This window comes from Amycolatopsis sp. NPDC021455 (assembly GCF_040640995.1).
Taxonomy (GTDB): domain Bacteria; phylum Actinomycetota; class Actinomycetes; order Mycobacteriales; family Pseudonocardiaceae; genus Amycolatopsis.
Map to the genome: position 1 here is coordinate 356829 of NZ_JBFACT010000004.1, position 12334 is coordinate 369162.

At 70.6% G+C, this 12334-nt stretch carries 9 protein-coding genes; 6 read left to right on the forward strand and 3 right to left on the reverse strand.

The features are described 5' to 3' along the window. Positions 1–433 precede the first annotated feature (433 nt). Entirely contained in the window at positions 434–1765 is a 1332-nt protein-coding gene (locus AB0G28_RS09220) for an OFA family MFS transporter (RefSeq protein ID WP_361085152.1), read from the forward strand. A gap of 1 nt (position 1766) precedes the next feature. Beyond that, a complete protein-coding gene (fdhD, locus tag AB0G28_RS09225) occupies positions 1767–2600 on the forward strand; it encodes a formate dehydrogenase accessory sulfurtransferase FdhD (RefSeq protein WP_361085155.1) in 834 nt (277 codons plus the stop codon). Here the strand turns inward: fdhD and AB0G28_RS09230 are convergent. Genes AB0G28_RS09230 through sucC form a run of 3 tightly spaced genes read right to left on the reverse strand, consistent with a single transcriptional unit; the run spans position 2588 to position 5537 of the window. After that, positions 2588–3481, reverse strand: a complete 894-nt coding sequence (locus AB0G28_RS09230) for a LysR family transcriptional regulator (RefSeq protein ID WP_361085158.1) — start codon at positions 3479–3481, stop codon at positions 2588–2590. The genes fdhD and AB0G28_RS09230 overlap by 13 nt on opposite strands. A 25-nt stretch (positions 3482–3506) precedes the next feature. Beyond that, a complete protein-coding gene (gene sucD / locus AB0G28_RS09235) occupies positions 3507–4388 on the reverse strand; it encodes a succinate--CoA ligase subunit alpha (protein WP_361085161.1) in 882 nt (293 codons plus the stop codon). Positions 4389–4391: 3 nt separating this feature from the next. After that, positions 4392–5537 (reverse strand): ADP-forming succinate--CoA ligase subunit beta, encoded by a 1146-nt coding sequence (sucC, locus tag AB0G28_RS09240; protein WP_361085164.1) that lies wholly within the window; start codon positions 5535–5537, stop codon positions 4392–4394. Positions 5538–5789: 252 nt separating this feature from the next. On the opposite strand from sucC, the gene AB0G28_RS09245 reads away from it, so the two are divergent. Genes AB0G28_RS09245 through AB0G28_RS09260 form a run of 4 tightly spaced genes read left to right on the forward strand, consistent with a single transcriptional unit; the run spans position 5790 to position 12308 of the window. Then, entirely contained in the window at positions 5790–7526 is a 1737-nt protein-coding gene (locus AB0G28_RS09245) for a thiamine pyrophosphate-binding protein (protein ID WP_361085168.1), read from the forward strand. 14 nt (positions 7527–7540) lie between these two features. Further along, positions 7541–8770 (forward strand): formyl-CoA transferase, encoded by a 1230-nt coding sequence (frc, locus tag AB0G28_RS09250; protein WP_361085171.1) that lies wholly within the window; start codon positions 7541–7543, stop codon positions 8768–8770. A gap of 1 nt (position 8771) precedes the next feature. Further along, a complete protein-coding gene (locus AB0G28_RS09255) occupies positions 8772–10916 on the forward strand; it encodes an acetate--CoA ligase family protein (RefSeq protein WP_361085174.1) in 2145 nt (714 codons plus the stop codon). 15 nt (positions 10917–10931) lie between these two features. Continuing rightward, a complete protein-coding gene (locus AB0G28_RS09260; protein WP_361085177.1) occupies positions 10932–12308 on the forward strand; it encodes an OFA family MFS transporter in 1377 nt (458 codons plus the stop codon). Positions 12309–12334 lie beyond the last annotated feature (26 nt).

A 12334-nucleotide genomic window follows, 5' to 3' on the forward strand; every position in this document is an offset into this window, starting at 1 on the left:
GTTGGTCGTGCGCCTGTCGCGGCCGTTGATGTCGTGTCCTCGCGTGCCACGTCCGGCGACCTTTCGGGGTCGCCTTTTGCGTTGTGTTCGGAAGTAGCCGGGCCGTTGCGTTGAGTGTTCACCGCCCGGAGATGGCCTGTGCTCGTCCGCTCCGCCGGCTCCGGCGGGCGGGAGTCGCGCGGCTTGCCGGGCAGTCAAAGCTTGTCGGCGGGGGCTCGGGTCGCCAGACTGTCAATGCTCCTCGCGGCCGGTACCGCGCCGGAGCACCGGTCCGGTGGCCGCCTCCTCCCTCGATGGCCACCGGGCCGCCTCCCTTTTCGCCCGTCGACGGACCTCGGGCAGGTCCATCCGGGCGGCTCATCCGACATTCCTGTGGACTTCCGCGGCGGACAGGCGCACACTCGGCCTACTGAATACTGCATACAATCTTCAGTTGGTCGAGGAGGCGGTCGCCATGGCCGAAGTCCGCGAACTCCGGGACGTCTACGGACGGCGTTACCGCGTCGGGGAGTCCGACCGCGACCTGCTCGGCCGGCCGCGGAGCCGGATCGCCTGGCTCGCCACGGCGGCCATGCTCGCCGCCGGGGTGCAGCAGTACGGCTTCGGCGCCATCGTGCCCGCGCTGAGCCGGGAGCACGGCTGGACGTTCGGCGGGATCGTGCTGTCGCTCGCGGTGTGGGCGATCTGCCAGGCCGGGGCGGCGTTCCCGGCCGCGTGGCTCCGCGAACGCGGTCTGTTCCCGGCGCCGGTGGCGATGGCGACCGGCGCGGTGCTGTGCGCGGGCGGGCTCGTGACGCTCGGCCACGCGAGCAGCCTGCTTGCCGTCTTCCTGGGTTACTCGGTGCTCGGCGGGCTCGGGACCGGCCTCGTCTACGCCACCTGCCTCGGTGCGGTGCTCGCGTGGTTCCCGGAGCGCACGGGGTCCCGGGCCGGCGTCGTCAGCGGCGCGTTCGCCTACGGCAGCGTGCCTTTCGTCGTGCTCGCCGCCGCGTTGCCGGCCGCGCGTCCGGTGCTCCTGGACGTCACCGCCGCGGTCGTGCTCACGGTGATCGCCGGTTGCGGCGCGGTGCTGCGGTACCCGCCACGGCACTGGTGGCCGGCCACGCCCGAGCCCCGCACGTGGGCGTTGGACCGCGCGCACAACCGGCGTCCGGCGGTGCGGCACTACCGGCCGGCGGAACTGTTCCGGTGCGGCACGACGCTTTCGCTCTACTTCGTCGTCGTCCTCGCCGCCGCGGTCCTGTTGTTCGACCTGGCCTACCTGGCGACGTTCGTCACCGCCCGCAGCGGGCCCGGGCTCGCCGCCGCCGCGCTCGCCTCGCTCGCCGCGGCCACCGGCAGCGGCCGGGTCCTGATCGGACGGCTCGCCGACCGGCTCGGCCGGCACCGGATCCTGCGTTTCGCGTTGCTCGCGGGCGGCGTCGCGCAGTTCGTGCTGTTCTACTCCGGCGAGCACCGGCACGCCGTCGGCCTGCTGCTGGGCGTCGTACTGGCGGGGCTGGGGAACGGCTGCTGCTACACACTCCTGGTCGGCTTGGTCCGCGAGTACTTCGGCGACGAGTCGGCGGCCCAGAACTTCGGGATCCTGTATTCCGCCAAGGCGGTCGGGGCGGTGGTCGGGATCGGGCTGGCCGCGGTGGTGGTCACTTCGCACGGGTTCGTGAGCGCGTTCACCGCGGCCGGGGTGCTGAGCCTCGCCGGCGCGGTGCTGTCCGGGCGGCTGACCCAGCCGGGCCGGCCCAAGTCGCTGCTGCCGGCGGCGTGACGTGGGGCGGATGACCAGCAGGCGCCGGGTGCTGCGCGTCCACGACGGCGGGCTCACGACGCGGCCGGACACGCTCACGGTCGAGGAACCGCTCGAAATCCGCGTCGCGGGCAAGCCGCTGTCGGTCACGATGCGCACGCCGGGTGACGACTTCGACCTGGCCGCGGGGTTCCTCGTCGGCGAGGGCGTGGTCCGGGCGGCCGCGGACATCCAGTCGATCCGCTACTGCGCCGGAGCCACCGCGGACGGCGGCAACACGTACAACGTCCTGGACGTCGTGCTGGCCGCGGGCGTCGCCCCGCCGGACACGTCGGTGGAGCGGAACTTCTACACGACGTCCTCGTGCGGCCTGTGCGGCAAGGCGAGCCTGGACGCGGTGCGCACCACGGTGACCTGGCCGATCGACGGCGATCCGTTCGCGACCGACCCGGCGGCGCTGGCCGGCCTGCCGGACGAGCTCCGGGCGGCGCAGCGGGTGTTCGACCGCACGGGCGGCCTCCACGCGGCGGGCCTTTTCGACGCCGACGGCAAGCTGCTGTGCCTGCGCGAGGACGTGGGGCGGCACAACGCGGTGGACAAGGTCGTCGGCTGGGCGGTCCGGGACGGCAAGCTGCCCCTGGCGGGGACGGCGCTGATGGTCAGCGGCCGGGCGTCGTTCGAGCTGGTGCAGAAGGCGGCGATGGCGGGGATCCCGTTGCTGGCGGCGGTTTCCGCGCCGTCGTCGCTGGCGGTGGACCTGGCGGCCGAGCTGGGCCTGACGCTGGTGGGCTTCCTGCGCGGCACGTCGATGAACGTCTACACGCGACCGGATCGCCTGGGCCTTCAGCCGAGCTGAGCGAGCACCGCCCCCACGGCGGCCGAGATCTCACGCCGGTGGACGGCGCCGAGCTGCCACGACGGAGGCCGGCCGAACCGCCGCACGGTGAGATCGCCGAACCGCGCGGCGACCGAAGCGGGCAGGACACAGGCGGCAAGCCCGGCCCGCACGAGCCCCGCGGCGACAGCGAGATCGTCGACTTCGAGGCAGACCCGGCGGCCGGGAAATGCCCGGTCGACGGCTTCGCGGATCGCCCAGCCTGGCGGAAAGTCCACAAGGGACAGTCCGGCGAGGTCGGCGGGAGTGGCGCGGGTCCCGCCGGGGGCGGTGGCGAGGACCAGGTCTTCGCGGGGGAGCACGGTGGTGACCGGCACGGTGGCACCGGTGGTGCCGGGCGCGGAGCCATCGGCCGCCAGGTCTTGGCGGGCGGTATTTGGCCCGGCCGCCCCTGCCCCGTCGGCGCAGCCGGGGGCGAGCGTCAACGCCAGGTCCACAGTGGACTCGGCCACCGCCCGCCGAACCCCGGGAGCCGGCAGCAGCCGGACCTCGACCGCCAAACCCGGGTGCGACTGCTGGACCTTCGCGAGCACGCGGTGGAGGTCCACCAGCAGGCCAGGGCACACCCCGAGCCGCACGCGGCCGCTCACCGGGGAGACGGCCGCGCGGGCTCGCTCCGCCGCTTCCAGGGCCGCCCGCGCCGCGGGCACGAATGCCTCGCCCGCGGGAGTCAGGACCACCCGGTGCGTCGTGCGGTGGAACAGCGGTGTGCCCAGGTCGCGCTCCAGCGCCCGGACCACCGTGGATACGGTCGACTGCACCGTCCGCAGCCGCTGGGCGGCCGCCGTGAAACCGCCCTCCTCGGCGACCGCCACCACCACCGCCAGCTGGCGCAGCTCCATCACCGCACCTCGCCGAAGACCCGCATCAGCCGAGGATCTCGCGCGCGAGGGCCGCCGTTTCGCTCGGCGTGCGTTCCACGCGGATTCCCGCGGCCTCCAGCGCTTCCTTCTTCGCCGCCGCCGTCCCCGCCGATCCCGAGACGATCGCGCCCGCGTGGCCCATCGTCTTGCCTTCCGGCGCCGTGAACCCCGCCACGTACCCGACGACCGGCTTCGAGACGTTCGCGCGCACGAACTCCGCCGCCCGCTCCTCGGCGTCGCCGCCGATTTCGCCGATCAGCACGATGAGGTCGGTCTCCGGGTCCTTTTCGAACGCCTCCACCGCGTCGATGTGCGTCGTCCCGATGATCGGGTCGCCGCCGATGCCGACGCAGGTCGAGAACCCGAGGTCGCGCAGCTCGTGCATGAGCTGGTACGTCAGCGTGCCCGACTTCGACACGAGGCCGATCCGGCCCGGGCCGGTGATGTCGGCCGGGATGATCCCGGCGTTCGACCTGCCGGGCGAGATGATGCCGGGGCAGTTCGGGCCGATGATCCGGGTCCGTCCGCCCGCGGCGACGGCGTGCGCCCACAGCCTCGCGGTGTCGTGCACCGGGACGCCTTCGGTGATCACCACCGCGAGGCCGATCCCGGCGTCGACCGCCTCGACGACGGCGTCTTCGACGAACGGTGGCGGCACGAACAGCACGCAGACATCGGCGCCCGTCGCCGCCATCGAATCCCCGACGCTGCCGAACACCGGCAACGAGACAGCGCCGATGTCGACCCGCTGCCCCGCCTTGCGCGGGTTCACCCCGCCGACGACGTTCGTCTCGGCGGCCAGCATCCGCCGGGTGTGCTTCGCGCCTTCGGAACCGGTGATGCCGGAGACGACGACCCGGCTGTTCTCGTCCAGGAAGATGGCCATGGTTCAGACCTCCGCGATCGCGAGCTTCGCCGCCTCGCGGGCGGCGTCGTCCATGGTGGCCACCACGGTGACCAGCGGGTGGGCGGCTTCGGCGAGGATCCGCCTGCCCTCGGTGACGTTGTTCCCGTCGAGCCGGACCACCAGGGGCTTGGTGGCGCGCGAACCCAGGATCTCCAGTGAGCGCACGATGCCGGTCGCCACCGCGTCGCACGCGGTGATGCCGCCGAAGACGTTGACGAACACGCTGCGCACCTGCGCGTCGCCGAGGATCACGGTCAGCCCGTCGACCATCACCTGCGCCGACGCGCCGCCGCCGATGTCGAGGAAGTTCGCCGGCCCCCGCGCGCCCGCTTCGGCCGCGGCGGCCGCCACGACGTCCAAAGTGGACATGACCAGGCCGGCGCCGTTGCCGATCACGCCGATGTCGCCGTCGAGCTTGACGTAGTTGAGGCCTTTCGCGCGGGCCTCGCGCTCCAGCGCGTCGCTGCCGGACGTCTCGTCGAAGGAGGCTGAACGGCGGAAGGACGCGTTGTCGTCCAAGGTGATCTTGCCGTCCAGTGCGACGATCCCGGCCGGCGTGCTCGCGAGGGGGTTGACCTCGACCAGCGTGCAGTCTTCGGCGACGAACACCGCCCACAGCTTTTCGACGACCGCCGCGGCTTCCGCCCGGACGCCGGCCGGGAACGCCGACACCACGGAGGCGGCGTCGACGCCGGCCAGGGGATTCACCGGGACCCGGACCAGGGCGTCCGGCCGGGAAGCGGCGACCTCCTCGATGTCCATCCCGCCTTCGGCGGACGCCATGGCGAGGAACGTGCGCGCGGCGCGGTCGAGCAGGAAGGAGACGTAGTACTCCTCGGCGATTTCACTGGCTTCGGTCACCAGGACGCGGTGCACGGTGTGGCCCTTGATGTCCATGCCGAGGATGTCGTCGGCGGCCTGCTCGGCGTCGTCGGCTGTATGCACCACGCGGACGCCGCCCGCCTTGCCGCGACCGCCGGTCTTCACCTGGGCCTTGACCACGACGGGACCGCCGAGTGCCGCGGCGGCGGCCCGGGCCTCCGCCGGGTCGGCGGCGACGCGGCCGCGGGGGACGGGTACGCCGTGCTTCTCGAAGAGATCGCGGGCTTCGTGTTCGAAGAGATCCATGCGGGAGCGTCCTTTCCGCGGCGGGGCAGAGCAAGGAGGTCCGCCGTGTCCGGGCGCGGGGCGGTGGGTCCACCAGGCGGGAAAAAACCCTGCCGATGGGCCTGGACACGGGCTGCTAGAAGGGTGACTATATGCCTACCCCATACGGTATGCAATCTACAGTCTGCCGCGAAGGGGCCGCTGACCTCGGAGAAAAGGCGACACGGACCGCCGGACAAGAGAGATCCGGCGGCGGACCAGAGGAGCTGAGCCATGGCGCTGACAACGACCGGCACCACCGCGGGGGAGAGTGCCACGGCGACGAACGGCGCCGAGCCCGCGCCCGCCGAAATCTCCGGCGGGCACCTGGTGGCCAAGGCGCTGAAGGCCGAAGGGGTCGACACGATCTTCACCCTGTGCGGCGGCCACATCATCGACATCTACGACGGCTGCGTCGACGAAGGCATCGAGGTCATCGACGTCCGGCACGAGCAGGTCGCCGCGCACGCGGCCGACGGCTACGCGCGGATCACCGGCAAGCCGGGCTGCGCGGTCGTCACCGCCGGACCGGGGACCACCGATGCCGTCACCGGGGTGGCCAACGCGCTGCGCGCGGAGAGCCCGATGCTGCTCATCGGCGGCCAAGGCGCGCTGACGCAACACAAGATGGGGTCCCTGCAGGACCTTCCGCACGTGGACATGATGGCGCCGATCACGAAGTTCGCCGCCACAGTGCCGCACACCGCCCGCGTCGCGGACCTCGTCTCGATGGCGTTCCGCGAGGCCTACGCCGGCGCACCCGGGCCGTCGTTCCTGGAGATCCCGCGAGACGTCCTCGACGCGCGCGTACCCCTTGCCGGTGCGAGGATTCCGGAAGCGGGCCGCTACCGGGCGTCCACGAGGAACGCCGGCGACCCCGCCGACGTCGAGAAGCTCGCCGACCTGCTCGTCCACGCGAAGAAGCCGGCCATCCTGCTCGGCAGCCAGGTCTGGACCACCCGGGCCACCGGTCCGGCGACCGAGCTCGTCCGGACACTGAACATCCCGGCGTACATGAACGGCGCCGGCCGCGGCACGCTTCCGCCGGGCGACCCGCACCACTTCCAGCTCTCGCGCCGGTACGCCTTCGACAACGCCGACGTCATCGTCATCGTCGGCACCCCGTTCGACTTCCGGATGGGCTACGGCAAGCGGCTGTCGAAGGACGCCACCGTCGTCCAGATCGACCTCGACTACCGCACGGTCGGCAAGAACCGCGACATCGACCTCGGCATCGTCGGCGACGCCGGGCAAGTCCTCTCCGCCGTCGCCGAGGCCGCGTCCGGCCGCACCGACAACGGCGCCGTCGGCCGCAAGACCTGGCTCGAAGAACTGCAGGCCGTGGAGGAGAAAGCCAAGCAGAAGCGGCTGCCGCTGCAGCACTCCGACGCGAGCCCGATCCATCCGTACCGGCTGGTCCACGAGATCAACGAGTTCCTCACCGAGGACTCGATCTACATCGGCGACGGCGGCGACATCGTCACGTTCTCCGGCCAGGTCGTGCAGCCGAAGTCGCCCGGCCACTGGATGGACCCCGGTCCACTCGGGACGCTCGGCGTCGGCATCCCGTTCGTCATGGCCGCGAAGCACGCGCGCCCGGACAAGGAGGTCGTGGCGCTCTTCGGCGATGGCGCCTTCAGCCTCACCGGCTGGGACTTCGAGACGCTCGTGCGGTTCGATCTGCCCTTCGTCGGGATCGTCGGCAACAACTCGTCGATGAACCAGATCCGCTACGGCCAGGCCGCGAAGTACGGCCTGCCGCGTGAGCGCGTCGGCAACACCCTCGGCGACGTCCGCTACGACGAGTTCGCCCGGATGCTCGGCGGCCACGGCGAAGAGGTCCGCGACCCGGCCGACATCGGGCCCGCCCTGCTGCGGGCGCGGGAGTCCGGCAAGCCGTCGCTGATCAACGTCTGGGTCGATCCCGACGTGTACGCCCCCGGAACCATGAACCAGACCATGTACAAGTGAGCGGAGGCCAAGGCATGGGTAAGGCACTGGAGGGCGTCCGCGTCCTCGACATGACGCACGTGCAGTCCGGTCCGTCGTCGACGCAGCTGCTCGCCTGGCTCGGCGCGGACGTGATCAAGCTGGAAACCCCCGGCCGCGGCGACATCACCCGCGGGCAGTTGCGCGACCTGCCCGGCGTCGACAGCCTCTACTTCACGATGCTCAACGCCAACAAGCGCAGCATCACGCTCAACATGAAGAGCGACGAAGGCAAGGAAGTGTTCGAGAAGCTCGTGTCCGGAGTGGACGTTCTCGTGGAGAACTTCGGCCCCGGCGTGGTCGACCGCTTCGGCTACCCGTGGGAGAAGCTGGCTGCGCTGAACCCGCGACTGATCTACGCCTCCATCAAGGGTTTCGGCCCCGGCCGCTACGCCGACTTCAAGGCCTACGAAGTGATCGCGCAGGCCATGGGCGGCGCGATGAGCACGACCGGATTCGAAGAAGGACCGCCGACCGCCACCGGTGCGCAGATCGGCGACTCCGGCACCGGCATCCACCTGGTGGCCGCCATCCTCGCCGCGCTGTACCAGCGGACTTCCACCGGCCGCGGCCAGCGCGTCCAGGTGGCCATGCAGGACGCCGTGCTCAACCTGTGCCGCGTCAAGCTGCGCGACCAGCAGCGGCTGGCGCACGGCCCGCTCGGCGAGTACCCGAACGACCACTTCGGCGAAGAGGTCCCGCGCTCGGGCAACGCCTCCGGTGGCGGCCAGCCCGGCTGGGCGGTGAAGTGCGCCCCCGGCGGGCCGAACGACTACATCTACGTGATCGTCCAGCCACCCGGCTGGGCCCCGCTCGCCCGGTTGATCGGCAAGGGGGAGCTGGCCGACGACCCGGCGTGGGCCACCCCGGAGGTCCGCCTGTCCAAACTGGACAAGATGTTCGCGCTCGTGGAGGAGTGGACCGAGAAGCACACCAAGTGGGAAGTGATGGAGCAGCTCAACGCCTGCAACATCCCGTGCGGCCCCATCCTGTCCACGAAGGAACTCATCGAGGACGAGACCTTGGCAGAGCTCGGCTCGGTCGTCGAGGTTCCGCATCCGGAGCGCGGCACCTTCAAGACCGTCGGCTGCCCGCTCAAGCTGTCCGACTCGCCGGTCGAGATCGAGCGTTCACCGCTGCTCGGCGAGCACAACGACGAAGTGCTGGCCGAACTCGGCTACACCGAGGCCGACTTGGACAAGTTCCGTGCGGCGGGGGTGATCTGAGGTGGCGGATCGCGCGGCGGTCGAAAAGATCCTCGGCCAGGCGGCGGCCGAAGGCCGGTCCTCGCTGACCGCGCCCGAGGGGCGTGCGGTCTGCGAGGCATACGGTATCCCGACGCCGGCCGAGCGGCTGGCCACCACGGCCGAGGAGGCCGTGACGCACGCCGAAGCCATCGGGCTGCCGGTGGTGCTCAAGATCGTCTCACCGGACATCCTGCACAAGACCGAGGCCGGCGGCGTGCTCGTCGGGCTGAACGACGTGGATGCAGTATCCGCCGGATTCACGCAGATCGTAGACAACGCGAAGGCGTACAACGCCGACGCGGGGATCCTCGGCGTCCAGGTCCAGCAGATGCTCACCGAAGGCCAGGAGGTGATCATCGGCTCGGTCACCGACCCGACGTTCGGCAAGATCGTCGCCTTCGGCCTCGGCGGTGTCCTGGTCGAGGTGCTCAAGGACGTCACCTTCCGCCTCGCGCCGCCGAGCACGGAAGAAGCACTGTCGATGGTCGACGGTATCCAAGCGGCCGAAATCCTCCGGGGAGTCCGTGGATCGGATCCTGTCGACCGTGCCGCCCTCGCGGCCGTGATCACCGGTCTCGGCGAACTGGTCACCGACTTCCCGCAGCTGTCCGAGGTGGACCTCAACCCGGTGCTCGCCACGGCGAACGGGGCCACCGCGGTCGACGTCCGCATCCTCGTCGACCCGGAGGCCGCGAAGGAGCCGCACCGGTTCACCCAGGAGGAGATCCTCGCCTCCATGAACCGGATCATGAAACCGGCGTCGGTCGCCGTCATCGGCGCGTCGGCCGAAGCCGGGAAGATCGGCAACTCGGTGATGAAGAACCTGGTCGACGGCGGGTACGCGGGGGAGATCCACCCGATCAACCCCAAGGCCGCCGAGATCCTCGACCGCAAGGCCTATGCGAGCATCACCGACGTCTCGGGCGACGTCGACGTGGCGGTCTTCGCCATCCCGGCGAAGTTCGTCCCCGCGGCGCTCGAAGAAGCCGGCAAGAAGGGGGTCGCGGGCGCGATCCTCATCCCGTCCGGCTTCGGCGAGACGGGCAACATCGAGCTGCAGGACGAGGTCGTCTCGATCGCGCGCAAGCACGGCGTGCGCATCCTGGGGCCCAACATCTACGGCTACTACTACACGCCGGAAAACCTGTCGGCGACTTTCTGTACACCGTATGACGTCAAGGGCGGCGTGGCGCTCTCGTCGCAGAGCGGCGGCATCGGGATGGCGATCCTGGGCTTCAGCCGCTCGGCGAAGATGGGCGTCTCCTCGATCGTCGGCGTCGGCAACAAGGCCGACATCGACGAGGACGACCTGCTCACCTTCTTCGAACAGGACGACAACACCCAGCTCGTCGCCATGCACCTCGAAGACCTCAAGGACGGCCGGTCGTTCGCCGAGACGGCCAAGCGGGTCTCGAAGCGCAAGCCGGTCGTGGTGCTCAAGGCCGGGCGGACGTCGCAGGGAGCCAAGGCGGCCAGCTCGCACACCGGCGCGCTGGCCGGGAACGACAAGGTCTACGACGACATCCTCCGCCAGAGCGGCGTGATCCGGGCGCCCGGGCTGAACGACATGCTCGAGTACGCCCGCGGCATCCCGCTGCTGCCCACGCCGCGGGGCGAGAACGTCGTCATCATCACCGGCGCCGGCGGTTCGGGCGTGTTGCTGTCGGACGCCTGCGTCGACAACGGCCTGAGCCTGATGGAGATCCCGCCGGACCTCGACGCGGCGTTCCGGAGGTTCATCCCGCCGTTCGGCGCGGCGGGCAACCCGGTGGACATCACCGGCGGCGAACCGCCCTCGACCTACCGCGACACGATCGCGCTGGGCCTCGAGGACGACCGCATCCACGCCCTGATCCTGGGCTACTGGCACACCATCGTCACCCCGCCGATGGTGTTCGCGGAACTGGTGTCCGAAGTGGTCGGGGAGTACCGCGCCAAGGGGATCCACAAGCCCGTTGTCGCGTCCCTGTCCGGTGACGTCGAAGTCGAGGAGGCGAGTGACTACCTGTACGACCGCGGCGTCGTCGCGTACCCGTACACCACCGAGAAACCCGTGGCCGTGCTCGGCGCGAAGTATCGTTGGGCGCGGGCCGCGGGTCTGCTTTCGAACCTGAGTCAACGGTGACGAAGGAGAAGTCTCATGACCGCAGCCACGTACCAGGAGATAGTTGACGAGAACGGAAGAGTCTACCGGGTAGGCGAGTCCCCGCACGACATCATGGGGCGCTCACGCAGCTGGATGGTCTGGCTGCCCTGGATCGCCATGATGGCGGTCAGCGTGTTCGAGTACGGCTGGGGCGCCGTCGAAGGCACGCTGGAAGAGAAGTACGGCTGGACGTTGTCGGACGCGTTCTGGCTCGCCAGCATCTGGGCGGTGTTCCAGGCCGGGGTCGCGTTCCCGGCGGGACGGCTCAGGGAACGCAACGTCGTCTCGGCGAAGACGGCGATGCTGCTCGGCGCCCTGTTCAGCGGCATCGGCTACTTCACCATCGCGCACAGCGGGAACCTCACGCTGGCGTTCATCGGGTACTCGGTCCTCGGCGGCACCGGCGCCGGGCTCGTGTATGCGACCTGCATCAACATGGTCGGCAAGTGGTATCCCGAGAAGCGCGGCGCGCGGACCGGGTTCGTCAACGGCGGCTTCGCCTACGGCTCGGTGCCGTTCATCTACCTCTTCAGCGCGTTCCTCGGCCACGAGAACGTGACCGGGGTGCTGGACGGCATCGGCCTGTACATGCTGATCGTCGTCGGCGTCTGCGGGTTCCTGTTCAAGGACCCGCCGAAGAGCTGGTGGCCGAAGGAAGTCGACCCGATCTCGTGGGCGAAGGGCAAGGCCGGGGTCAAGAGCCTGGCCAAGAACCCGCCGGCGGTCCGGCAGTTCACGCCGATGGAGGCGATCCGGACCGGCATGCTCCCGCTGATGTGGGTGTGCCTGGTGATCATCGGCGGGGTCTCGCTGTTCGGCATCAACTTCCAGGTGCCCTTCGCCAAGGAGAGCCATTTCGGAGCGTTCGTCGCGGCTTCTTCGGCCGGGGTGCTGGCCATCGTGAACGGCACCGGCCGCGCGGTCGTCGGCTGGGCGTCGGACAAGCTCGGCCGCCGCCAGACGCTGACGATCGTGCTGCTGATCGCCGGCGGCGCGCAGTTCGGCGTGCTGTACGCCGGCAACACGCACAACCTGGTCCTGTTCATGGTGTTCGCGTTCCTGACCGGGTTCGGCGGCGGGGCGTTCTACCCGCTGTTCGCCGCGCTCGTGCCGGACTACTTCGGCGAGAACAACAACGCGTCGAACTACGGCCTCGTCTACAGCGCGAAACTGGTCGGCGGCGTCGGCGGTGGCGGGCTCGCCGCCGGGGTCATCAGCGCGTGGGGCTACACCGGCGCGTACGTCCTGGCCGGGTGCATCGCGGTGCTTTCGGCGGTGCTGACGCTGTTCCTGCGCCAGCCGGGCCGGATGCGCCACCAGCTCGCCGAAACCGAGCTGGTGGCGCGACCGTCGGCCGCGGCCGGCGGCTGATCCGGTTCCTGCGCCCCGGTCCTGCT

What these genes read in the sequence shown, in the direction of transcription:
- AB0G28_RS09230 (WP_361085158.1), bottom strand. Translation starts at nt 3,481, where the DNA reads ATGGAGCTGCGCCAGCTGGCGGTGGTGGTGGCGGTCGCCGAGGAGGGC.
- sucD (WP_361085161.1), bottom strand. Translation starts at nt 4,388, where the DNA reads ATGGCCATCTTCCTGGACGAGAACAGCCGGGTCGTCGTCTCCGGCATC.
- sucC (WP_361085164.1), bottom strand. Translation starts at nt 5,537, where the DNA reads ATGGATCTCTTCGAACACGAAGCCCGCGATCTCTTCGAGAAGCACGGC.
- AB0G28_RS09245 (WP_361085168.1), top strand. Translation starts at nt 5,790, where the DNA reads ATGGCGCTGACAACGACCGGCACCACCGCGGGGGAGAGTGCCACGGCG.
- frc (WP_361085171.1), top strand. Translation starts at nt 7,541, where the DNA reads ATGGGTAAGGCACTGGAGGGCGTCCGCGTCCTCGACATGACGCACGTG.
- AB0G28_RS09260 (WP_361085177.1), top strand. Translation starts at nt 10,932, where the DNA reads ATGACCGCAGCCACGTACCAGGAGATAGTTGACGAGAACGGAAGAGTC.